This is a genomic window from Tenacibaculum litoreum (genome assembly GCF_964513915.1).
GTDB classification, from domain to species: domain Bacteria; phylum Bacteroidota; class Bacteroidia; order Flavobacteriales; family Flavobacteriaceae; genus Polaribacter; species Polaribacter litoreum.
This window is the reverse complement of sequence record NZ_CAZEQS010000002.1, coordinates 695,106-717,032: the sequence shown is the minus strand read 5'-3', so window position 1 is coordinate 717,032 and position 21,927 is coordinate 695,106. Positions and strand designations below refer to the sequence as shown.

25 protein-coding genes are annotated in these 21,927 nt (G+C 30.7%); 14 read left to right on the top strand and 11 right to left on the bottom strand.

Annotation, left to right across the window (positions count from 1 at the left end; all coding sequences use genetic code 11):
- The 4 genes from ACKTTR_RS04740 to ACKTTR_RS04725 form a co-directional block, all read right to left on the bottom strand.
- Positions 1-1,050 (bottom strand): peptidylprolyl isomerase, encoded by a 1,050-nt coding sequence (locus ACKTTR_RS04740; RefSeq protein ID WP_408026745.1) that lies wholly within the window; start codon positions 1,048-1,050, stop codon positions 1-3.
- 87 nt (positions 1,051-1,137) lie between these two features.
- On the bottom strand, positions 1,138-1,863 hold the full coding sequence (locus tag ACKTTR_RS04735; RefSeq protein WP_408026744.1) for an FKBP-type peptidyl-prolyl cis-trans isomerase: 726 nt from the start codon (positions 1,861-1,863) through the stop codon (positions 1,138-1,140).
- Positions 1,860-2,399, bottom strand: a complete 540-nt coding sequence (gene gldI / locus ACKTTR_RS04730) for a gliding motility-associated peptidyl-prolyl isomerase GldI (RefSeq protein ID WP_408026743.1) — start codon at positions 2,397-2,399, stop codon at positions 1,860-1,862. The genes ACKTTR_RS04735 and gldI overlap by 4 nt, the downstream gene beginning before the upstream one ends.
- Positions 2,389-3,417 (bottom strand): DHH family phosphoesterase, encoded by a 1,029-nt coding sequence (locus ACKTTR_RS04725; protein WP_408026742.1) that lies wholly within the window; start codon positions 3,415-3,417, stop codon positions 2,389-2,391. The genes gldI and ACKTTR_RS04725 overlap by 11 nt, the downstream gene beginning before the upstream one ends.
- Positions 3,418-3,498: 81 nt before the next feature.
- Between ACKTTR_RS04725 and ACKTTR_RS04720 the strand changes: the two genes are divergently transcribed.
- The 4 genes from ACKTTR_RS04720 (at position 3,499) to ACKTTR_RS04705 (ending at position 6,715) form a co-directional block, all read left to right on the top strand.
- Entirely contained in the window at positions 3,499-4,506 is a 1,008-nt protein-coding gene (locus ACKTTR_RS04720; RefSeq protein ID WP_408026741.1) for an alkaline phosphatase D family protein, read from the top strand.
- Positions 4,507-4,614: 108 nt separating this feature from the next.
- Positions 4,615-5,034 carry a nucleoside-diphosphate kinase gene (locus ACKTTR_RS04715; RefSeq protein ID WP_028892988.1) on the top strand — a complete coding sequence of 140 codons (420 nt, stop codon included), beginning with the start codon at positions 4,615-4,617 and terminating at the stop codon, positions 5,032-5,034.
- Positions 5,035-5,302: 268 nt separating this feature from the next.
- Positions 5,303-5,710: a hypothetical protein gene (locus tag ACKTTR_RS04710; protein WP_408026740.1), complete on the top strand. Its 408-nt coding sequence runs from the start codon at positions 5,303-5,305 to the stop codon at positions 5,708-5,710.
- A 177-nt stretch (positions 5,711-5,887) separates the two neighbouring features.
- Complete coding sequence (locus ACKTTR_RS04705) at positions 5,888-6,715, top strand: alpha/beta hydrolase (protein ID WP_408026739.1); 828 nt, start codon at positions 5,888-5,890, stop codon at positions 6,713-6,715.
- A 186-nt stretch (positions 6,716-6,901) separates the two neighbouring features.
- On the opposite strand, the gene ACKTTR_RS04700 is transcribed toward ACKTTR_RS04705, so the two are convergent.
- Both ACKTTR_RS04700 and recF read right to left on the bottom strand, forming a co-directional pair.
- Positions 6,902-7,201: a DUF721 domain-containing protein gene (locus ACKTTR_RS04700; protein WP_099215390.1), complete on the bottom strand. Its 300-nt coding sequence runs from the start codon at positions 7,199-7,201 to the stop codon at positions 6,902-6,904.
- Between the two features lie 41 nt (positions 7,202-7,242).
- Positions 7,243-8,322 (bottom strand): DNA replication/repair protein RecF, encoded by a 1,080-nt coding sequence (gene recF / locus ACKTTR_RS04695; protein ID WP_408026738.1) that lies wholly within the window; start codon positions 8,320-8,322, stop codon positions 7,243-7,245.
- A 113-nt stretch (positions 8,323-8,435) separates the two neighbouring features.
- Here recF and ACKTTR_RS04690 point away from each other — a divergent pair, with 113 nt between their 5' ends.
- The 10 genes from ACKTTR_RS04690 to ACKTTR_RS04645 all read left to right on the top strand — a co-directional run bounded on the left by ACKTTR_RS04690 (position 8,436) and on the right by ACKTTR_RS04645 (position 17,783).
- Complete coding sequence (locus ACKTTR_RS04690; protein WP_408026737.1) at positions 8,436-9,218, top strand: tetratricopeptide repeat protein; 783 nt, start codon at positions 8,436-8,438, stop codon at positions 9,216-9,218.
- Positions 9,218-9,724, top strand: coding sequence for a 6,7-dimethyl-8-ribityllumazine synthase (gene ribH, locus ACKTTR_RS04685; protein WP_408026736.1), 507 nt, complete (start codon positions 9,218-9,220; stop codon positions 9,722-9,724). Before ACKTTR_RS04690 ends, ribH begins: the two co-directional genes overlap by 1 nt.
- A gap of 177 nt (positions 9,725-9,901) precedes the next feature.
- A complete protein-coding gene (locus ACKTTR_RS04680; protein ID WP_408026735.1) occupies positions 9,902-10,180 on the top strand; it encodes a riboflavin synthase subunit beta in 279 nt (92 codons plus the stop codon).
- 4 nt (positions 10,181-10,184) lie between these two features.
- Complete coding sequence (mutL, locus tag ACKTTR_RS04675) at positions 10,185-12,038, top strand: DNA mismatch repair endonuclease MutL (RefSeq protein WP_408026734.1); 1,854 nt, start codon at positions 10,185-10,187, stop codon at positions 12,036-12,038.
- 8 nt (positions 12,039-12,046) lie between these two features.
- A complete protein-coding gene (locus tag ACKTTR_RS04670; protein WP_408026733.1) occupies positions 12,047-12,772 on the top strand; it encodes a rhomboid family intramembrane serine protease in 726 nt (241 codons plus the stop codon).
- Between the two features lie 41 nt (positions 12,773-12,813).
- A complete protein-coding gene (locus ACKTTR_RS04665; protein WP_408026732.1) occupies positions 12,814-13,674 on the top strand; it encodes a rhomboid family intramembrane serine protease in 861 nt (286 codons plus the stop codon).
- Complete coding sequence (locus ACKTTR_RS04660; protein ID WP_408026731.1) at positions 13,675-14,688, top strand: endonuclease/exonuclease/phosphatase family protein; 1,014 nt, start codon at positions 13,675-13,677, stop codon at positions 14,686-14,688. It abuts the gene before it with no gap.
- Between the two features lie 55 nt (positions 14,689-14,743).
- Complete coding sequence (locus ACKTTR_RS04655) at positions 14,744-15,886, top strand: geranylgeranyl reductase family protein (RefSeq protein WP_408026730.1); 1,143 nt, start codon at positions 14,744-14,746, stop codon at positions 15,884-15,886.
- 154 nt (positions 15,887-16,040) lie between these two features.
- Positions 16,041-16,766, top strand: coding sequence for an aspartyl/asparaginyl beta-hydroxylase domain-containing protein (locus tag ACKTTR_RS04650; RefSeq protein WP_408026729.1), 726 nt, complete (start codon positions 16,041-16,043; stop codon positions 16,764-16,766).
- A 21-nt stretch (positions 16,767-16,787) separates the two neighbouring features.
- Positions 16,788-17,783, top strand: a complete 996-nt coding sequence (locus tag ACKTTR_RS04645) for an SAM-dependent methyltransferase (protein WP_408026728.1) — start codon at positions 16,788-16,790, stop codon at positions 17,781-17,783.
- Here ACKTTR_RS04645 and ACKTTR_RS04640 read toward each other — a convergent pair.
- The 5 genes from ACKTTR_RS04640 to ACKTTR_RS04620 form a co-directional block, all read right to left on the bottom strand.
- Positions 17,780-18,322 carry a hypothetical protein gene (locus ACKTTR_RS04640; protein ID WP_408026727.1) on the bottom strand — a complete coding sequence of 181 codons (543 nt, stop codon included), beginning with the start codon at positions 18,320-18,322 and terminating at the stop codon, positions 17,780-17,782. The two genes, ACKTTR_RS04645 and ACKTTR_RS04640, sit on opposite strands and share 4 nt — an antisense overlap.
- Positions 18,323-18,482: 160 nt before the next feature.
- Positions 18,483-18,902 (bottom strand): hypothetical protein, encoded by a 420-nt coding sequence (locus ACKTTR_RS04635; RefSeq protein WP_408026726.1) that lies wholly within the window; start codon positions 18,900-18,902, stop codon positions 18,483-18,485.
- 43 nt (positions 18,903-18,945) lie between these two features.
- Positions 18,946-19,284, bottom strand: a complete 339-nt coding sequence (locus ACKTTR_RS04630; RefSeq protein WP_408026725.1) for a zinc-ribbon domain-containing protein — start codon at positions 19,282-19,284, stop codon at positions 18,946-18,948.
- Between the two features lie 108 nt (positions 19,285-19,392).
- Positions 19,393-20,034: a response regulator gene (locus ACKTTR_RS04625; RefSeq protein ID WP_408026724.1), complete on the bottom strand. Its 642-nt coding sequence runs from the start codon at positions 20,032-20,034 to the stop codon at positions 19,393-19,395.
- 6 nt (positions 20,035-20,040) lie between these two features.
- Complete coding sequence (locus tag ACKTTR_RS04620) at positions 20,041-21,894, bottom strand: tetratricopeptide repeat-containing sensor histidine kinase (protein WP_408026723.1); 1,854 nt, start codon at positions 21,892-21,894, stop codon at positions 20,041-20,043.
- Positions 21,895-21,927: the final 33 nt, after the last annotated feature.

Sequence of the window (21,927 nt, the reverse complement as noted above, 5' to 3'; positions counted from 1 at the left end):
TTACTTTCCTACTTTTAATACTTCTATTTCAAAAATTAAATCCGATTTTGGAGGTATTGGCCCTACTCTACGATCACCGTAACCTAAATAAGAAGGTATAAATAACCTTACTTTATCTCCTTCTCTCATTGTTTTCACCCCTTCTTTCCAGCCTGCTATTAGTGGAAGTTTTTCATCATCAACCGTAAATACAAAAGCCTCTCCTTTATCTAAACTAGAATCAATCTTTCTTCCATCTGCTAAATACAGCGTATAATGTGCTGTTGTTGGTAATGCTGGGTTTACTTTTTTCCCGCTTCCTTTTTGTAATGATAAAATTTTCAAACCAGAATCAGTTGTAATTGCATCATTAATTCCTTGTTCTTCTTGGTATTTTTGTTTTAACTCTTCTAGCATTTTCTTTCTCTCTTCTTCTTTCTTTTCAACGTTTGCTAATTCATTTTCAAAAACCGCAGGAGCATCAAACTTAGCCGCCTCTTCTCCTATTCTTAAAATTTCTACATGTTTTATATAGTCATTCTTTTGAATAGTATCCACTACTGCTTGTCCTTCTAAAACACGACCAAAAACAGAGTGCCCACCGTCTAACCAAGGTGTTGCTTTATGTGTTATAAAAAATTGACTCGAATTCGTAACTGGTCTTGAATAATTTGCCATAGACAATACTCCTGGGCCATCATGTTTATACAATAAATTACCTTCTTCATCCATTGGGAATTCATCAGCAAATGTATAACCTGCATCACCAGCACCTGTTCCTGTTCTATCCCCACCTTGTATCATAAAATCTTTAATAACCCTATGAAACTTCGTTCCATCATAAAACGGTGTTCCTTTTAATGAATCTATCATTTTAGGATGTGTTCCTTCACTCAAGGCTACAAAATTCGCCACCGTCATTGGAACTTTATCATAAAAAAACTTCACTAAAATATCACCTCGATTGGTTTGGATATCTACATATAATCCGTTTTCTAAATTAGGATATTTTGCTGATTTACATGATACAAATACTACCAATACAACAAGTACAATTTTAAATAATTTCATTTATTTCGTTTTATTTTCTCTTATAAACAATTAATTAGGTTAACAACAAGTGCTAACCTAATTAATTATCAACTATTTAAGTTTTATTTATTTTACTTCTAACAACTCTACTTCAAAAACTAAAGCTGAAAAAGGCTTAATATGTTGTCCTCTTTGTTGTGGACCATAAGCTAATTCTTGTGGAATAAAGAACTTATACTTTGCTCCTGGCTTCATTAACTGTAAGCCTTCTGTCCATCCTTTAATTACTTGCCCTACTCCAAACTCAGCTGGCTGTCCTTTTTCTACTGAACTATCAAACACAGTTCCATCAATTAAAGTACCGTGATAATGAACTTTAACTCTTGAGTTTGCTGTAGGAGCATCTCCTTCACCTTCTTTTAAAACAACATATTGTAAACCGCTTTCGGTAGTTTTTACTCCATCCTTTGCTTTATTTTCCGCTAAAAACTCTTCTCCTGCTTTTTTATTATCTCCAAACTCAGCCTCTGCTTTTTTAGCTTGCTCTTCTTGCATTTCTTTCATTTTTTCTTGTTGTTTTTTCTGAAAAAATGTTCTTAAGATATTGTTTATGTCTTTTGACTCTACTAATAGGTTTGTAGAATCCATTCCGTTTTTAAAACCTTGCACGAATAAATCTTGATCCATTTCATCAAAATTCGATTTGATTTTATTAGCCATATCTAAACCTAAAGCATAGCTCACAGAATCTACTTCTGTTGCTAATGAACTTTTTTGTTTAAACTGACCGTTACTGCATGAAACAATTGATAAACCTACAACTGTGGCTGCTAAAATGTTAGTTAATTTCATTCTTCTTTTTTTGATTTTATATCGATTAATGTTACTGTACTTTGTATTGGCTGATTTACAGCTATTTTATTTCCATCTCCCGTAACTCCGAAAGCTCTGTATGATGGAATGACAAATGTAATGGTTTCTCCTTTTTTCATCAACTTTATTCCATCTTGCAATGCAGGAATAAAATCTTCTTTATCTACTTTATAACTTCTCTCCCTTTTTTCATAAAGAATATCTCCATTAAGGTCAACTATATCATATGACAACATCACTAAGTCTTCGACTTGTGGAGAACTTGAATTTAAAGTATCTTTTGTTACATAGGTATACCAAAAACCATTAGGTGAACTTTTATATACTTTAACGGTGTCTTTAGCTACCCATTCTTCTAGACGTTTTTTCTCTAGGGTATTCAACCTCTTATTCTCTTTGAGAACTTCCTTATAAAAATTTGTAGTACCGTGTTGCTTTGGCCTTCTTGCTTCTGGTTCTTTACAGGAAACCATTACCAAGGTCATAAAAACAAAAAATGTTATTTTATGCTTCATACGAATTTTCTAACTCTTTTTGATATGTAGGTAATAACGACTTAAACCTCTCTATCGTATTTTCCATACTATCATCACTTCTCCCTCCTGCTGCATTATCATGTCCTCCTCCATTAAAATAATTACGTGCAAACTGATTTACTGAAAATTTCCCTTTTGAACGGAAAGACATTTTTACAATCCCTTGCTCTTCATCTTCTATAAATATGGCTGCAAATACAATTCCCTTCAAAGATAGTGCATAATTTACTACCCCTTCTGTATCTCCTTTTTCGTAATTAAATTTCTTTTTCTCTTCTTCAGTTAGGGTAATAAAAGCTGTTTTGTACTCTGGTAAAACTTTCATATTACTCAATGCTTGACCTAATAGTAGTAATCTGTTATATGAATTTGCATCATGAACATTACTATGAATTCTATCATTTTCTGCCCCTTTGTCTATTAAGTCTGCAATAATTCTATGGGTAGTACTAGTTGTAGATCTAAAACGGAAAGAACCTGTATCCGTCATAATACCCGTATATAAGCAAGTCGCTATATTTTTATCTATCAACTCAACATCTCCCATCATTTCAATAAAGTTGTATACCATTTGACATGTTGAAGACATAGATGTATCAGAATACATATACATGAAGTCATCTGGCTGTTGATGGTGATCTATCAAAGCAAAATCGTTTTCATATTGCTCTAATGTATTTTGCATATCATCTCCTACTCTATGCAACGCATTAAAATCTAATAAAAAAACTATATCAGACTTTTTTAAAGCTTTGACTGATTGACTATTCTGACGATCAAAACGTTTTACTGTCTTTGATCCTGGAATCCAGTGTAAAAAATCAGGATACTCATTTGGCATTAACACCTGAGTCTTATGTCCTTTTTTATCTAAATAATGTTTTAATCCTAACGTTGAACCTATTGCATCTCCATCAGGATTTCTATGCCCAATTATTACAACATTTCTAGGTTCTGACAAGAATTCTTGTAGTTCTGTAAAGTGTTTCAAAATCATAAAGGGCGAATATACAAATTAATGCTATATTAACCTTTTTATGTATTTCTTTTTGTTTCTTCGTTTAAAAATTAAAACTTAATGAAATCTAATAAATTTACCACTTTACTAATCTTTTCTCTAGGTATATCCTTTACCTCTTTTTCTCAAGAAACATTTACCATTGCTTTTGGATCTTGTAATAACCAAAGACTTAACAACCCTTTTTGGGAAGACATTCTTTCACTTCAACCAGATGTATGGGTATGGGGTGGAGATAATATTTATGCCGACACTAATAACATGCGTAAGATGGAACGTATGTATAAAACTCAAAAGAAAGTAAAAAGTTATAAAGAACTAACTAGTAAGGTTCCTGTTCTTGCTACATGGGATGATCATGATTATGGTAAAAATGATGCAGGAGTAGAATTTGAAATGAAGGATGAAAGTCAGCAACTATTTTTAGATTTTTTAGATGTACCTAAAAACTCTCTTAGAAGAAAGCAAAAAGGTGTTTATCACTCTCATACTTTTAATACAAAAGATGGTAGTGTTAAAATTATTGTTTTAGATACTCGCTACTTTAGAACTTCTCTTACCAAAGGAACAAATGGACAACGTTTTCAACCAAATCCATATAATGAAGGTACCGTTTTGGGTAAAATACAATGGAAGTGGCTTACCAACGAATTAACAAACTCTACCGCAACCTTTACTATAGTGGTTAGCAGCATCCAAATACTACCTAAAGAACACGGATTTGAAAAATGGGCTAACTTTCCACACGAAGTGGATAAATTGTTCAGCCTAATCAAAAAATCAACAAACACAAATGTTATTCTTCTTTCTGGAGACAGACATATTTCTGAGTTTTCTAAAACAACTATTGAAGGTCTTGCTTATCCTATTATAGATTTCACATCAAGTGGATTAACACATGCATATTCTTCATTTTCTTCAGAAGAAAACAACTTCAGAATAGGAAATGTTGTAAATTCTTTAAGCTATGGAACGTTGCTTTTAGACTTAAAAACTAAAAAAGTCACCTTTCAAATGCGCGGCAAAAACGAATCTATCTTACAAGAAATCAACCAAGTATACCCTTAACTTGCTAATAACATTAAAAAGTGTATTTTTGCGCCGATTTATGCGAAGTTTGCATAATCAACAACAATTAAGGAATTTATCATATACTGATATTTATTACATTTAATAATGGCAACAAATAGAACTTTTACAATGATTAAACCAGATGCTGTAGAAAACGGACATACTGGTGCAATTTTAGAAAAAATTAATGCTGCAGGTTTCAGAATCGTAGCTATGAAAAAAACACAAATGACTAAGCGTGATGCTGAGACTTTTTATGGAGTACACAGTGAACGTCCTTTCTTTGGTGAGTTAGTAGAGTTTATGACTCGCGGACCAATCATCGCTGCTATCTTAGAAAAAGACAACGCTGTTGAAGATTTTAGAACTTTAATTGGTGCTACAAACCCAGCTGAAGCTGCTGAAGGAACTATCCGTCAGTTATACGCTACTTCTATTGGAGAAAATGCTGTACACGGTTCTGATTCTGATGAAAACGCAGCTATCGAAGGTGCTTTCCACTTTTCTGGTAGAGAAATGTTTTAATTCTTAAAAAGAATAAACTTTATATATTAAACTCGTTACACAATCGTAACGAGTTTTTTTTTGCTTAACATTCTATTTAACGACTATAACACTTAGTTTTTATTATAAAAACAACCGCCCCCTTCCATTAAGAAACTATAAAACAAATACTTAACATTTAATCTTTCTTTTATTCAGCAACTTCCTTTTAAAAAGCTTTTATATTACCTAGTTTTGCCTTCCGCTAAAAAAAGCGAAAAATAATTCTACAACTTAAAAATTAAAAAAAATGGCAAAAGATCAAGATCCTAAACAAGCAATTCAACAAACAAAAAAAGTAATATCAGGAGGTATAGTTGGCTGGCTAACAAAATTATTCTTAGGTAAAAGTTTTGTTGATGAAACAAACGACATACTTGAAGCTTCTGAAGCTCAAATTGATTTAGTTGGTAAACAACAAAGATTAATTACAGAAGGAACACCTGCTAAAGCTAAAGTTTCTCTAGTACAAGACACAGGATCATTAGTAAATTTCGACCCTATTATTCTGTTAAGCCTTCATGTTGAATCAGAGTCTGGTGAAAAATTTGATATTAATACCACAACACATGTGTCTAAACTATCTATACCTAAAGTTGGAGAAACAATTAACATCAAATATGATTCTAATGAAAAATCATCAATCGTTATTGTTTAGCTTAAACTCAATGAGGAAACAACAATAAAAAAACTCGTTACTTAATTGTAGCGAGTTTTTTGTTTATAATTTAGCTTGAATCTTACTCTAATTTCTAATAACTTCGCTAACGTTGAATATAAATCATTAAAATCGATTCATATTCTTAAAAAAGTTATCAAACATATAAAGCAAACTATGAGAAGTTTGACATTTGTAATTTTATACATTCTTCTTTCAGGAATACAAAAGACTTTTGGACAGAATGAAACAGACATTATAATAGGAAGTAAGCTTGTTATTAAATCTAATATTTTAAATGAAGAAAGAACTTGTTTAATAAGTCTTCCTGATTCATACAATGATTCATCTGAAATTGACAAAAAATATCCAGTTATCATATTACTGGATGGATATACTCATTTTAAAACAACATCTGGAATATTACATTTTATGAGTTCTAATAGGACTCGAAACAATTTAATGCCTGAAAGTATTATTATAGCCGTAGAGAATGTTGACCGTGAACGAGATTTTACTGTTACAAAAATTAAGACCAAACGACCTAATAATATGGGAGGTGGAAGGAGTTTTTTGAATTTCATTGAGAAAGAACTAATACCTTATATTGATAAAAAATACAAGACAGAACCTTTTAGGACTCTCGTTGGACACTCTTTAGGAGGACTACTTACACTAAACTCCTATATGGATAAAAATAGCATATTCAATGCTTACATTTCTATAGACCCAAGTATTTGGTGGAATGAGGAGATGATGAAAAATAAGGTTGACTCTATTTCCTCGATATCATTAGACAAAAAACTTTATATCGCTACTGCCAATCAAGGAGAGGCTAATTACAAAAGGAATAAACAAAGACATGACTCTATCTATGCTTTAATAAAAAAGAAATCGGATAAACCTCTAAATATCGAAATAGAATATTTTGAAAATGAAAACCATCGCTCTGTACCATTAATAGCTTTGTATCAGGGATTAAAATACCTTAACCAAGAGAAATGATTTCGAAGGTATTAATATCAAAAAATACGTTTGGTAACACCGTATATAATTTATTGCTAGTACTCACCTACTCATAAAAATCCTCGCTAATTTTCTATTCGGTTTATATTTACTAAGAATTAGTTACTAAAACACGCAACGAAATCATACACAAGACCGTTAGCGAAGTTATTAACCGTTTTAGAACTACACCAACATCAACTTTTTAACAAGCTCCTCTCCTATCTCTTCATTAATCATGCGTATAATCTTATCCTTACCATAACTTAACTCTTCTCGCAATACAGAAGAAGATAAACGAACAATCAGCGTACCGTTTTGTAATTTAACCTCACTAGTATAAGAAGCTACTCCTGCACCCATCAATTTTTCCCAAGCTTCGTCAATATGAATTTTTTGAAATCCTTTTTTTAATTTATTGTTCTCTTGGATAAAACTTCCCATCAAGTCTTTTAATGAAAAACTATCATTTTCTCTTTTAGCCATTTGATTTACTTTTTGCTTTGCTTTCCTTTCTTACAATAAGATTATAATTTAAAAATCTGATATTCTTGATTACTCTTTTTTATCACTTCCTCTGTTCGATCGGCATGCGTATCTGTAATAAAAATTTGTCCAAATTCATCACTATTTACTAAATCAACGATTTGAGCAACTCGGTTTTCATCTAACTTATCAAAAATATCATCCAATAATAAAATTGGAGTAACGTTAGATTGCTTTTTAATAAATTCAAACTGTGCTAACTTTAATGCTATTAAATACGATTTTTGCTGTCCTTGTGAACCAAATTTTTTAATAGGATGTTCCTCTATTTCAAAATTTAAATCATCTTTATGAATTCCAACAGATGTATACTGCAGCATCTTATCTTTCTCTAAATTTTGTTGCAACAAAACTTCTAAAGACACATCGTGTAACTGACTTTTATAACGCAAATTTACTTCTTCATTTGCTCCAGAAATAATTTTATGCTTATCGTTAAAAATAGGCACAAACTCTTCTAAGAAAGCTTTTCTTTTGTTATAAATAACCGTTCCGTACTCAATTAGTTGCTCATCGTATACTTTTAAATTTAACGCATCAAATGTTCTATTTGCAGCAAAATACTTCAACAATGCATTTCGCTGACTCACAGTTTTAGTATACGAAATTAAAGTTTGTAAATACTTTTTGTCTTGTTGAGAAATTACTCCGTCAATAAATTTACGACGAGTTTCGCTTCCTTCAACAATTAAATCCCTATCCGCAGGAGAAATGATCACCAACGGCAACTGTCCTATATGTTCAGAAAACTTTTCATAGGCTTTCCCGTTACGTTTCAATACTTTTTTTTGACCTCTTTTTAAGTAGCAAATAATTTTTTCTTGTCGATTATTTAATAAATAATCTCCTTCAACCATAAAAAAATCTTGACCGTGTCGAATATTTTGCCCTGCAATCGAATTGAAGTAACTTTTAGCAAATGACAAATAATAAATTGCATCTAACACATTGGTTTTTCCAATACCGTTATTCCCAACAAAGCAGTTAATTTTCTTTTGAAAATCAAAAGTTTGCGATTCAATATTTTTAAAATTTACCAAAGATAGTTTTTGCAAATACATGAAAAAGCCCTATTACTAAAAGAAAGCGCAAATTATCGAAAATTTACGAAAAAACGACTTTTAAAATCCAATTAAAAAAACTATTTTTGTCGCCACTAATTTTTTAAGCAATTATGGCTACATACAAGAAAAGAGGTTACAAACCTAAGAAAGAAAAGGTTACACAAGAAGTAGAAGAAACATTTGATGAATCTCAAAGTACTACAGCTGAAGTGTTTAACACTTTAGATGATACTGCGAATAAATCAGAGGAATGGATTGAAAAAAATAGCAAGCCATTATTTTACGGATTGGTAGCTGTTGCAGCTTTAATTTTAGTATACTTAGCTTATAACAAATTTATTGCTGAGCCAACACAACAAGAAGCTTCAAACGAATTAGCATACCCTCGTACTTTCTTTGAAAAAGCAAATACCTCTGCAGGTGCTATTGCTGACTCATTATACACTTTAGGTTTAGAAGGTGGTGATGGAAAATACGGTTTTATTGATATTGCTGAGCAATTTAGTGGAACTAAAGCTGGGAACTTAGCTAACTACTATGCAGGTATTTCTTACTTAAAAATGAAAAAATACGAAGAAGCTATCGAGTATTTAAGTGACTTTAGTTCTGACGATGAGTTATTAGGACCTACTGCTTTAGGAGCTATTGGTGATGCTTTTGCTGATATTAACCAGCCAGAAGATGCTTTAGATTACTATCAAAAAGCAGCTAATAAAAAAGACAATCAATTTACTACTCCTCTATTTTTATTCAAAGCAGCTCAAATTGCAATGGATGTAAAGGAATATGGTAAAGCTGAAAAATTTTATACAACCATTAAAGAAAAATACGCTGATTCTGATCAAGGAAGAGATATTGAAAAATATATCAACAGTGCAAAATACGCTCAATAATGGCAACAACAAATTTATCTTATTACGATAAAGCAACAATCCCAAATGCGAAGTCTTTTCGATTTGGGATTGTTGTTTCAGAATGGAATCCTGAAATCACTAAAAATCTTCACAAAGGTGCTATTGAAACTTTACTAGATTGTGGTGCTACAGAAGAAAACATCGTCTCTTGGGATGTTCCTGGTAGTTTCGAATTAGTGTACGGATGTAAAAAAATGATTGAAACGCAAAAATTAGACGCTATCATAGCCGTTGGGAATGTGATTCAAGGTGAAACCAAACATTTCGATTTTGTATGTGAAGGAGTTACTCAAGGAATTGTAGATTTAAACATTAAGTACGATGTCCCTGTTATCTTCTGTGTATTGACCGACAACACCAAACAACAATCTCTTGATCGTTCTGGTGGTAAACTAGGTAACAAAGGAATTGAGTGTGCAGTAGCTGCAATTAAAATGGCAGCAATTAAAAATCAAGAACGTACCTCAAACTCTTTAGGTTTTTAGTTAAATCTTTTATAGAAAATAGTATTAAAAGCGTCAAGATTCAGTATAATCTTGACGCTTTTTAACTTTAATTTATACACTTTTTTTGACCACCTCTCTATAATTCAGTAACTTTGGGACTCGTCTTATTTGGTGTGATTTTTGTTCCACTTAAGCTATTAAAGAAGCAACAATTTTATGGGATTTATCAAAAGAGAAAATAAAAAGTTCGATTACAAACCTCGTTATTATAAAGGGGATAGTAATCCTTATCAAGTAAAGCATAAATTTGATGAGTATAGAACTACTGTTGGAAAAAGAAAAAGTTTAAAGGGAAAGTTTAATGCTGCTTTTGACGAGTTTAAAGATTCTGGTTACAAACTGAATAAAACTATAGTAATTATAGCGTTGGTTTTAACGCTTATTTTCTTGTTTATTATTGATTTTGACCTTACAATCTTTTTCCCAAAAAAATAATTAAATGTCAGATATTATACAGTTACTACCTGATCATGTTGCGAATCAAATTGCTGCTGGAGAAGTTGTGCAACGCCCTGCTTCTGTAGTAAAAGAATTGATTGAAAACTCTATTGATGCTGGTGCTACTTCTATTACCTTATTGTTAAAAGATGCTGGAAAAACTTTAATTCAAGTAATTGACGACGGTAAAGGAATGAGTGCTACCGATGCTCGTTTGAGTTTTGAACGTCATGCTACTTCAAAAATTAAAGATGCACAAGATTTATTCAACCTAAATACTAAAGGATTTCGTGGAGAAGCTTTAGCTTCTATAGCAGCCATTGCGCATGTTGAATTAAAAACAAAACAAGAAGATGATGAGTTAGGAACACAAATAAAAATTGAAGGAAGTGAAATTGTTTCGCAAGAAGTAGTTTCGACTTCTAAAGGAACTAGTATTGCTGTTAAAAACTTGTTTTTTAACATTCCTGCTCGTCGTAACTTTTTAAAATCTGACACTGTTGAAACGCGTCATATTGTTGATGAATTTCAACGTGTAGCCTTAGCGCATCCTAATATTTCTTTTTTATTACACCATAACAACAACGAGGTTTATCATTTAAAAAAGAGTAACTTACGTAAACGTATTGTAGCTATTTTTGGAACTAAAATGAACGAAAAATTAGTTCCTATTAATGAGCAAACAGACATTATTACTGTTAACGGATTTGTTGCTAAACCTGAATTTGCAAAGAAAAAACGTGGTGAACAATTCTTTTTTGTAAATAACCGCTTTATAAAAAGTTCTTATTTAAACCACGCTGTGGTAAATGCTTTTGAAGGGTTATTAGAGAGCGGTTCACATCCTTCTTATTTCTTGTATTTAGAAGTACCTCCTAATACAATCGATATCAACATTCACCCGACAAAAACGGAAATTAAGTTTGATAACGAAAAAGCATTGTATGCTATTTTACGTGCTACTGTAAAACATAGTTTGGGACAATATAATGTGGCTCCTGTATTGGATTTTGATAGAGATTCTACTTTAGATACTCCTTATGATTATAGCAAAAAAAATAATTCTTCTGTTCCTCCAATAACTGTTGACCCTACATTTAATCCTTTTAAAACGGAAACTAATTACAAAGAGCCAACTAATACAAGTAGCTCACCTAAAAGTAGCACAACACACAGTTATCAGTCTAATTTTAAAAAAGATACTGGAAGTTGGGAAGCTTTATATGCAAATACTGATACCATTGAACCTATTCAGCAAGAACAACTTTTTGAATCTGAACAAGAAACTGAAACTGGAAAAACCTTCCAAATTCAAAAAAAATACTTGTTGAGTTCTATAAAATCAGGCGTGGTATTAATTCACCAATCTTTAGCACATCAACGTGTTTTGTATGAAGAATTTTTAGAAAATATTACTGTTAAAGAAGCAAGCAGTCAGCAACTGCTGTTTCCTGTAAATATTTCTTTTTCTTCATCTGACATAGAAATGATATACAGTATAAAATCCGATTTAGAGAGTGCTGGTTTTATGTTTGACGAGTTCACTAAAGAAAGTGTGGTTATTGCAGGAATTCCAACATCTATAAGTGAAAGTCAAATTACCCTTATTTTAGAACAGCTATTAGACGATATTAAACTCGAAGTACCTGATACTAGTTTTAGTCACTTTGACGTGATGGCAAAATCATTTGCTAAATCACTAGCCATAAAAACAGGAACTTCTTTAAATGCAAAAGAACAAGAAAATTTAGTAAACAACTTGTTCTCTTGTAAAGAACCTAACATTTCACCTTTTGGCAAACCTACATTTAAAACATTAGCTTTAAATGAAATAGATGCCATTTTTAATAAATAAAAAGTAATATGCCAAGATTAACACAAGCCATAAAGCATTTAATAATCATTAACGTGATTATGTATTTTGCTCCGCAGTTATTAAACATGGATTTAACTAATCTATTTGCTTTACATTATCCAAAAAATGAACATTTTGGAGTTTGGCAATATATTACGCACATGTTTATGCATGGTGGACCTGCACATTTACTTTTTAACATGTATGGTTTATGGGCATTTGGTACCCCACTTGAACAAATGTGGGGACGAAATAAATTTTTATTTTTCTATTTTTCTGCAGGAATTGGAGCGGGTTTAATTTACACTTTGGCAAATTACTATCAATTCAATGGAATATACGAACAACTAATAGGAATGGGTGTTTCTCCTGCTGAAATTCAAAATATTTTAAGTTCAGGTCAGTATAACGATAGCTTAATAACTTTATCTAATAAAACTATGAGTGAGTTTTATAGCTTATATCATACTCCAGCCGTTGGTGCCTCTGGTGCTATTTACGGAATTTTAGTTGCATTCGGGTTAACCTATCCTGATGCAAAATTAGCGTTGATTTTCTTCCCTGTTCCTATTGCTGCTAAATACTTTATTCCTTTAATTATTTTAAGTGATTTATTCTTTGGTATGACAAGCTATTCTATTGGTAACATCGCACATTTTGCTCATATTGGTGGTGCTATTATTGGATTTATTATTGCTTGGTACTGGAAAAAAAAACAATTTAAATTTCATTAATTTAGTATCTAAAATTTTTATTCTTACTGAAGTCATACATCATGAATGTACTTGAAAACTTAAAATATAGATTTAAACATGCTGGAATTGTTGAGCAATTAATTTACGTAAACTTAGCTGTTTTCTTACTTGTTTTTGTTACCAATACTTTTGGGTTTCTTTTTCAATCAAAAACAAACCTTTTAGTAGAATGGCTTGCGTTACCTGCCAACTTTGATGATTTTATACTAAAACCGTGGACTATTATTACGTATGGTTTTTTACACACTAGTTTTTTACACATCCTATTCAATCTAATTGCTTTATTTTATATCGGGCATTTATTTCAACAATATTTCACTCCTAAACAATTACTTGGTTTTTATTTGCTAGGAACATTGTTTGGAGGAATTGTTTTTGTTGCGAGTTATAATTTTTTCCCTGCCTTACAAAATGTTGCACATAACAGTGTTTTGCTAGGTGCTTCAGCTGGTATTTCTGCTATCTTTATTGGTATTGCTACCTATATACCTAACTACGAATTAAAGTTTCCGCTAATTGGTTTTGTAAAACTATGGGTATTAGCTTGTATTTGGATTGCTATTGATATTATTCAAATTCCTGCTGGTAATGCTGGTGGACATTTAGCACATTTAGGTGGCGCTCTACTAGGTTTTTTCTATGTTCGTAATGCTAGTAATAAGGAGCTAGATATTTTTAAATCGGTAAACAAACTTTTTTCTAAAAAAGAAAGAAAACTCAAAACAGTTTATAAATCTGGTAATAAAACACCAAAACCTAACGTTGATAAGACTAGAAACCAAGAAGAAGTTGACGCTATTTTAGATAAAATTAGTAAATCTGGTTACGACACTTTAAGTAAAAGTGAAAAAGAGTTTTTATTTAAACAAGGAAAAAATTAGATGAAAAAGTTTTCGATAGCTCATAAGTTTATATTCTTTATCAATTCAGTTTTTGCAGCTGTTTTATTGCTATCATATGTACTTCCGTATGTATCTCCACAAACAATTCCTTTCCTTTCTGTTTTTGGTTTGTTTGTTCCGTTTTTAGTTATCGTAAACATTGCTTTTTTTGTGTATTGGCTTATTAAAATGCATAAGAATGCTTTTTTATCATTACTCGTTTTAGCTATAGGATGGTTTGTTTCTACTCCCTTAGTTAAATTTTCTAATAAGGAAGTAATTTTAAATGATGATTTAAAAATAATGAGCTACAATGTCCATTTGTTTAATCATTATAAACACGAAGAAGATGTAACTACTGAGCAGAAGATTTACGAGTTCATCAATAATGAGAATCCAGACGTTATTGCTGTACAGGAATTTTACAACTCTAAAATGTTAGACATTAAACTTCCTTATAAATACATCAAAACGAAAACAAAAACGAATAAATTTGGATTAGCTATTTATTCCAAACACCCAATCATAAACTCAGGTTCTCTTGATTTTAAACAGAGTGCTAACAACACTATTTTTGCTGATATTCTTGTAAAAAATGACACTATTCGTGTTTATAATGTACATTTAGAATCATTAAAGTTAAATCCGAAAAAAGAAAACTTTGGAGAAAAGAGTTCTGAGCGTTTATTTAAACGTTTAGAAAATGGTTTTGTAAAACAAGTAAATCAAGTTGAATTAATTCAACAACATGAGTATTCTTGGAAAGGTAAAAAAATTGTTTGTGGTGACTTTAATAACACTGCTTATTCTTGGGCTTATAAACAATTGGCTTCTGATAAAAAAGATGCTTTTATTGAATGTGGAATTGGCTTAGGTAAATCTTTTAGGTATATCTATCCTATGCGTATCGATTTTATTTTAACAGATAAAAAGGCCACTATTAATCAATTTAAAACTTACGGAGACATCAAACTTTCTGACCACTACCCTGTTATGGCTCGTTTACATTGGTAAATTTATTTTTAATTCGGTATAAAAGTGTATTTTTAACCGATTTAAAAACACACCTATGAAACAACACTACGATGTTGCTGTTATTGGCAGCGGACCATCAGGAGCTTCAACAGCTTTTTACTTAGCTCAAAAAGGAATTTCAACAGTTATTATTGAAAAAGAAACTTTACCCCGCTATAAAACATGTGGTGGAGGTTTTGTTTTTAGAGGTCGTAAAAACTTACCTTTTGATATTAAAGAAGTAGTTGAAAAAGAGTTCCATACTGTTGATATTTATTTGGGAGAGAAACTTCACTTTAAAACACATAGAGAAGAGCCAACTATTTCTATGATTATGCGTGATTCTTTTGACAATCTTATTACTCAAAAAGCAAAAGAATTTGGAGCTACTTTACTCGAAAATCACAAATTAAAAGGATTAACCTTTTCGAATGATATTATTACTTTAGAAACTTCTCAAGGTAATTTTACTGCTAATTTTGTTATCGCTGCAGATGGTGCGTTGAGTCCAACAGCTAAAATGGCAGGATGGAAAGAAGATACTCGTAAATTAATTCCTGCTCTAGAATATGAAGTAGAAGTTTCTGATGAAGATTTTGAACGTTTATCAAAAGAAGTTCGTTTTGACATTGATGCTATTCCTTATGGTTATGCTTGGAATTTTCCAAAGAAAAAACATTTATCTATTGGTGTTGCCTCAGCTAGAAGAACTAAAATTAACTTAAAAGAACACTATCAACAATATTTAAAAACTCTAAATATTACGAATATTGTTAGTGAATCTCAACATGGTTTTCAAATACCTGTTTCTCCTCGTACAGATGGTTTTGTTAAAAATAATGTGTTTTTAATTGGTGATGCTGCTGGCTTTGCTGATCCTATTACAGCTGAAGGAATTTCTAACGCTATTTACAGTGGTAAATTAGCTGCTGAAGCTATAATTGAAAGTAAAAAAGAACCTGAATTAGCTGAAAAATTATATTTAGAAAAAATATCTAAAAACTTACTTCCTGAAATAAAAACTGGTTTATGGCTTTCTAAATGGTTTTACGAACAAAAAAGTATTCGAAATATTGTATTAAAAAAATACGGTCAACAATTTAGCGAAGCTATGGCTGATGTTTTTCACGGAGATAGAAGTTATCCTAAAGACATTAAAAAAACAATTACGAAACGAATTAAAGATTTAGTTTCTTAAAAATGAAAAGCAGCCTCAAAAGGGTTGCTTTTTTATTTTGAATATTCTTCCATTCATACTTAAAAAATCAGCGCTTATTCTAAAAAAATATTTAATCTACAATTTTTCTAGTAACTTGCTGTAGAACTATTACAACATTAATCTTTACTTACAAGTGAAAGAAATTAAAACTACTTCGTCTTTAAAACTTCCTTTTCTTTTTGATATTAATAAGCTTTTATATGACTACTCTTTAGTTGTAAACCAACATTGGATTCCTCACTTTAATACATCGGGATATGAGGGAGAATGGAAAGCAATTCCTTTATATACTAGCAATGGTGATGCTTCTAATATTTTTGCTTTTCAAAACGATAACAATACTATTCTAGAAACTCCTATTATGAGTAACTGTAAGTATTTTAAAGAAGTAATTAGTTCTTTTAAATGTCCTATTTTGTCTGCTCGCTTATTACGTTTAGGTGTTGGTGCAGAGATAAAACCTCATCGTGATTACGAGCTAGGTTATGAAGATGGACATTTTCGTTTACATATTCCTATTGTTACGAATAACAAGGTTCAATTTATTTTAAATGATGAACAATTGAAGATGTTACCTGGTGAATGTTGGTATACGAATGTAAATTATATACATTCAGTTACTAATAAAGGAAATGAAGATCGTATTCATTTAGTTATAGATGCTGAAAGGAACGAATGGTCTGATACTTTATTTTTTTCGCTCGCTCCAAAAGAAAGCTTTCAACCTATACAAAAAGAGATTGACTCTCCTGAAACAATACGTCTTATTTTAAACGAGTTAAAACACCATAATGAACCTGCTTCTAAACAGCTTATTTATAAAATGGAGCAGAAGTTATTAAAACTTACATCAAAATAACAACTCTATCAATAACCTATAATGAATCTTAAAAAAGAGTTACTACGTATTACATCTCAATTCTTTGAGGAAATACCTGATTATTCTTCAGCTATAAATGAATATAAACAATTCCTACTTAGTGTTTCAAATGAAGATATAAACAATGAAGTGTATCTAAACAATATTCAACGTAAAAATGGTATTGCAATAGGTACTTTATGGGCTGCCAATTGTCTTGATGATTTAATAAGAACTCATAAGTTTATCAAAGGCATTGATATTGCAATTCAAGAGAAAATTCATCAAAAAGGCTCATTACATATTCTTTACGCAGGTACAGGTCCTTTTGCTTCACTTATACTTCCTTTTATATTAAAATATGCCGATTTTAAAATAACATATACGCTTTTAGAAATAAACCCTCTCAGTTTTGAGGCTTTAAAAAACACAATTAAAAAATTAGGTTTAGAAACACATGCCATCAATTTTATAAATGAAGATGCTACAAAATATAACATTCTAAAAAGCTTTTCTCCTGATATTATTGTAAGCGAAACCATGCAACGTGCTCTAGATAGTGAGCAACAAGTTTCTATCTTTTATAATTTAATGAAGCAAGCTAATTCCGATACTATTTTTATTCCAGAGAAAATAACATTATCTATTGGCACAAGCGCTTATGAAATTCAGAAACCTAATACTCTTCAAAAATACTATCGTAAACATCACAAGGTTTTTGAAGTTAGTAAAAAAGCCATGAACTCGGATAACTGGTTGTTTGATAAAACTACTACCCAGTTGAATTTTGCTAAAAAACAGACTATTTTAAAAATTGAAGAACTTTCTACAGCCAAAGAAATTGTAGTAATGACAGAAATTACAATTTATAAAAATGAGAAACTTCTTATAAATGAAAGTGGCTTAACCGCTCCTAAGTACATTGAAGATATTTCTAACAACAAAAAAGAGCCCTTAACTATCGAGTCTCGATATGTAATTGGCTCTGAACCCAAACTTGAAATAAAAAGTATTTAAACAAACTTTAACTTTACTCCTTTTTTCTCAGCATAAATTTTAGCCGCCTCATCTAGTTTAAGGTTTCTCTCTTTAAACTCCTCTAAACTTTTTGCTTTAAACTCTTTAATCAATTGATTAATTTCTTGTTGAGTTTTTCCCTCATCATACATATATGCTATTTCTGCATAGTCTTTTTTATATAAGTCTATACAATACTCAAACAACTCTATAGAAGTGCTAATTAACTCTTTTGAGTCTTCGTTTACTTCTAACTTCTGAATATCTCTTAAACTTCTTTCAAGATCTGGTATTGTAACTCTGTGAAGGTATTGAGAATATGTTGCTGCATATTCTTCTCCATCATTATCATAATACTTTAGATATTCATTCTTTTGTAATTCTTTAAGTTGCTCAAAATATCCTATACCATAATTGGCCGTGAGCAAGTTGGCTTTTAATACTGTTTTTTCGACAACTTTTTGAGGAGTTTCTTTCTGACAGCTTACAAATAGCATCAATACTACAATTATCTTTAAAATATTTTTTATCCTTTTCATTTCTAGTATCTTTTATCAGGTTATAAAATAATTTTTTGACTTTTTGCAAAAAACATTGCAAACAAGGCTTTTTGATTTTTTGATAGAAACCCCACACCCCTACCTTATTTTAAGCCTTAGTTTACAATGCTATATTTTTCTCTTTCTTTTCTTAGTTAGCTTATATAAAGATGAATGAAGCAATAATCATCCATACTCCAACAGCTATTCCTAATAACCCTAATTTTCCTTGTTTCGGTGCAATCTTCCCTCTCAATATTTCTGCTTTTTCTCTAGCTTCAGGATTTTTTGATAATAATAATTTGTTTATCATTCCGTATCCTAACATAAAACCTAATCCTGCTTCAACAATACTACCTGCTAAAAATGTTCCCCACCATATTGGTGCTGTAGTTAACCAGCCTATGTTTAAAACTGCTGAAATAATTCCCCAAATACCCCAAATACAGAAGATAAGACCAATCCATCCTTGGTAAGGCTCTATTTTTTCTAGCAATTCTTTAGCGTTTGGTTTTTTTGATAAAATTAAAGATGGCACTGCCACAATACTTAAAAATACTAATGAGATTCCGTAAATCATGTTTAATTAAAATTTAAATGGTTTGTATATTGATTTTTATTATTTATGAATTAAAAAGTGCTGAAGAAAACATAAACAGCATTAAAAAAGTTACGATGATAAGTCCTGAAAACATCCACCAAGGAGTTTTACTGGTTTGCTTATATTCTTTGGCTTTTCGTTGTAAATCTGGTGGCATTTGACTTTTGCTCATTTCTAATTTACAATGCCCACAAATACTGTATGTTTTTTTGAATAAAGGAAAAACAGGAATCCAAAATATGTGTAGGTACAATCTGTTTACTTGAATAAATAAACGTTCTTGTGTATTGCAATAACTGCAACTATGATTGTTTACTGGTTGTATATTTATTTTGGCTTCTCGCCATCCAAAAATGACCATAACTTTATTACTTAATAATTACGGTACAAAGATGCGAGAGTATCTATTATTTAAATAGACTGAAACTAGTGAAAGTTATTACCCTGTTTTCAGGGGTAAGCTAAATTATTACTCTACAAGTCCTAATTTTATCGCGTATTTTGTTAATCCAGCTAGGTTTTTTACGTTAAGTTTAGATATTAAATTCTTTCTATAACTTTCAATAGTATGTTTACTTAAAAAGAGTTTATCTGCTATTTCTTGTGTCGTATATTCTTCTGCAATTAGTTTAAGTACATCTTTTTCTCTTGCTGTTAGCATTACAGAGGTTTCTTTTCTTTTATTAAAAACATTTTCCATATAAGCTTCTCGTACAGATTGTGAGAAATACTTTTCACCTTTAAGAATAGTTTGTACAGCTTGTAGCAATTCAGATTGTGTTGCATTTTTAGATAGGTATCCGTCAACATTATTCTTTATCAATGCATCTATCATCCCTGTATCAGTATGCATACTTACTATTAATGTTTTGATATCTGAGCGTTCTCTTTTTATATAATCGTTCAATGTAATACCATCTATATCTGGCATAGAAATATCACTAATAACAATATCTATATGTTGATCTGGATTTGTTTTTATGTATTTTATTACATTTTCACCACTGTTTGCCGTTAATAAGATATTGTAAACATCTTCATTATTAAAAATGTTCAACAATCCATCTAAAAACATCTTATGGTCATCAACTAAAATAATATTATAAGTCATCATATATTAATTTAAAGGTACATCAATATCTATCACTGTTCCTCTGCTAGGAAAAGAGTTAATTAAAATATTTCCCCTAATTGTTTTTAATCTATCTTTTAAATTTTGAAACCCTAATCCGTATTTTACTTTTTCTTGATCAAACCCAACACCATCATCTTCAAAAAGTAGTTGTATGGTATTATTAAATACAGAAAGCTGAATATCTATTTGTCTTGCCTTGGCATGTTTTAATGCGTTGGTCAATAATTCTTGAATTATTTTATAGAGTTCTACTTTTAAGTTCTCATCAATTTGATTCACCTCTTCTGCTGGATGAATTTGTAACGTTATTTGTTCTTTAGATAATGCTTTGACATTATTTATATACTCTGTTATAATTGTTGTAAAAGCAGAATCTTTAAACTTTTTAGGCATTAAGTTGTGAGACAACTCTCTTACCTGATTATACGTTTCATCTACTTGTTTAATGAGGCTTTCTTGTTCTAACTTGCTCTTATTTGATAATTGTAATTTTATCGTTGCTAAGTTTCCTCCAATACTATCGTGTAACTCTCTGGCAATACGTTTTCTTTCATTATTCTGCCCTTCTAGTGAAGCTTTTACCAACTTTAACTCTTGGTCTTTAAGTAACGTAGTTATTTTTTGTTGATTTACTTCTTCTAAAGTCTTATTAAGTTTACTTTGTGTTTGTAATTTTTGATAGTACATATACAACAAAGCTAGTACAGGTATTAATACAATAAGAAAGGCTATTAGTATGTATGCCTTCACTGTTTTTTGTCGCTCTATCTCTTGCTTTTGCTCTAGAGTTTTATACTGTACTTCTAGCTCATTGACTTGCTGTTTATTTTGACTTACTAAAATTTCATTATTTACACGATTTAATTGTGTCATTAAAGCATGTGCATTTTTATAATCTCCAGTTTCAGCATAAGCATTTTGAAGACCTAAAATAGCTCTTCTTTCTATTTCTAAATTTCTCCACTGAATAGAGTTTATATATACTGTAGATAATATAGTTTTGGCGTTTTCATAGTCTTTCTCTTTTAAATAAAAATTACCTATTACATTTCCTGCCTTAGCATATAAGGTATAGAAGCCTCTGGATAACGATTCGTTAAAAACATTGTAACAAAGATCTAATGCCTCATCTATTTTACCTTCTTTTTGTAATATTCTACCAAGCCATAAGTCAATTTTTAATGCCTCTTTTACAAAGCCATCTGATACATAAAATAGTTTTGCTTTCTCATAATTTTCTTTTGCTTTTTCAAACTCTTTTCTTGTATAATAAATGAAACCAAGCTCAAAAAGAGCATCGTGTTTTAGTTTTTCGTTTGGAGCATCTTCAACACACTTTTCTATGATTGCTTTTCCTTCTTCTTCTTTTCCTCTAACATACTTTACAACCCCAAGCCCTATTCTATTTTTAATAAACAATTCATCATTTGGTTTACTGTTTGAATGCTCTATTCCTTTAAAAAACCACTTCAAAGCCTCATCAAAAAGTCCTTTTTCTAACTTTCCTTCAGCAACTATACTAGAAACCTTTGATAAATGATTTTCTTTATCTATCAATTTATTCTTAGTTGTTTCCGTATACAGTTTATTTCCATAGTATATAATGGAATCTAAATTTCCTTTTTCTCTATGAAACTCTATAAGATCAAATGTGGCATCATATTTAGCTTTGAAGTTTTTAGCCGTATTAATTTTTGAAAAAAGAGAATCATTAGGTATTGTAGGGTTTACACCAAAAGCCTTAAATCCTTGCACTCCTCCCGACTGCGACATTCCTCTTAAAGCAAAAAACAAAAGAACTGTGATTATAGCTTGCTTTACAAATAATAATCTCATTTCTTTTTTTAAGTAACCTATTCTCATCCCAAT

Bases quoted from the DNA above. Each gene is read 5' to 3' on its own strand.
- ACKTTR_RS04740 (WP_408026745.1), bottom strand. From the start codon at position 1,050: ATGAAATTATTTAAAATTGTACTTGTTGTATTGGTAGTATTTGTATCA.
- ACKTTR_RS04735 (WP_408026744.1), bottom strand. From the start codon at position 1,863: ATGAAATTAACTAACATTTTAGCAGCCACAGTTGTAGGTTTATCAATT.
- gldI (WP_408026743.1), bottom strand. From the start codon at position 2,399: ATGAAGCATAAAATAACATTTTTTGTTTTTATGACCTTGGTAATGGTT.
- ACKTTR_RS04725 (WP_408026742.1), bottom strand. From the start codon at position 3,417: ATGATTTTGAAACACTTTACAGAACTACAAGAATTCTTGTCAGAACCT.
- ACKTTR_RS04720 (WP_408026741.1), top strand. From the start codon at position 3,499: ATGAAATCTAATAAATTTACCACTTTACTAATCTTTTCTCTAGGTATA.
- ACKTTR_RS04715 (WP_028892988.1), top strand. From the start codon at position 4,615: ATGGCAACAAATAGAACTTTTACAATGATTAAACCAGATGCTGTAGAA.
- ACKTTR_RS04710 (WP_408026740.1), top strand. From the start codon at position 5,303: ATGGCAAAAGATCAAGATCCTAAACAAGCAATTCAACAAACAAAAAAA.
- ACKTTR_RS04705 (WP_408026739.1), top strand. From the start codon at position 5,888: ATGAGAAGTTTGACATTTGTAATTTTATACATTCTTCTTTCAGGAATA.
- ACKTTR_RS04700 (WP_099215390.1), bottom strand. From the start codon at position 7,201: ATGGCTAAAAGAGAAAATGATAGTTTTTCATTAAAAGACTTGATGGGA.
- recF (WP_408026738.1), bottom strand. From the start codon at position 8,322: ATGTATTTGCAAAAACTATCTTTGGTAAATTTTAAAAATATTGAATCG.
- ACKTTR_RS04690 (WP_408026737.1), top strand. From the start codon at position 8,436: ATGGCTACATACAAGAAAAGAGGTTACAAACCTAAGAAAGAAAAGGTT.
- ribH (WP_408026736.1), top strand. From the start codon at position 9,218: ATGGCAACAACAAATTTATCTTATTACGATAAAGCAACAATCCCAAAT.
- ACKTTR_RS04680 (WP_408026735.1), top strand. From the start codon at position 9,902: ATGGGATTTATCAAAAGAGAAAATAAAAAGTTCGATTACAAACCTCGT.
- mutL (WP_408026734.1), top strand. From the start codon at position 10,185: ATGTCAGATATTATACAGTTACTACCTGATCATGTTGCGAATCAAATT.
- ACKTTR_RS04670 (WP_408026733.1), top strand. From the start codon at position 12,047: ATGCCAAGATTAACACAAGCCATAAAGCATTTAATAATCATTAACGTG.
- ACKTTR_RS04665 (WP_408026732.1), top strand. From the start codon at position 12,814: ATGAATGTACTTGAAAACTTAAAATATAGATTTAAACATGCTGGAATT.
- ACKTTR_RS04660 (WP_408026731.1), top strand. From the start codon at position 13,675: ATGAAAAAGTTTTCGATAGCTCATAAGTTTATATTCTTTATCAATTCA.
- ACKTTR_RS04655 (WP_408026730.1), top strand. From the start codon at position 14,744: ATGAAACAACACTACGATGTTGCTGTTATTGGCAGCGGACCATCAGGA.
- ACKTTR_RS04645 (WP_408026728.1), top strand. From the start codon at position 16,788: ATGAATCTTAAAAAAGAGTTACTACGTATTACATCTCAATTCTTTGAG.
- ACKTTR_RS04640 (WP_408026727.1), bottom strand. From the start codon at position 18,322: ATGAAAAGGATAAAAAATATTTTAAAGATAATTGTAGTATTGATGCTA.
- ACKTTR_RS04635 (WP_408026726.1), bottom strand. From the start codon at position 18,902: ATGATTTACGGAATCTCATTAGTATTTTTAAGTATTGTGGCAGTGCCA.
- ACKTTR_RS04630 (WP_408026725.1), bottom strand. From the start codon at position 19,284: ATGGTCATTTTTGGATGGCGAGAAGCCAAAATAAATATACAACCAGTA.
- ACKTTR_RS04625 (WP_408026724.1), bottom strand. From the start codon at position 20,034: ATGACTTATAATATTATTTTAGTTGATGACCATAAGATGTTTTTAGAT.
- ACKTTR_RS04620 (WP_408026723.1), bottom strand. From the start codon at position 21,894: ATGAGATTATTATTTGTAAAGCAAGCTATAATCACAGTTCTTTTGTTT.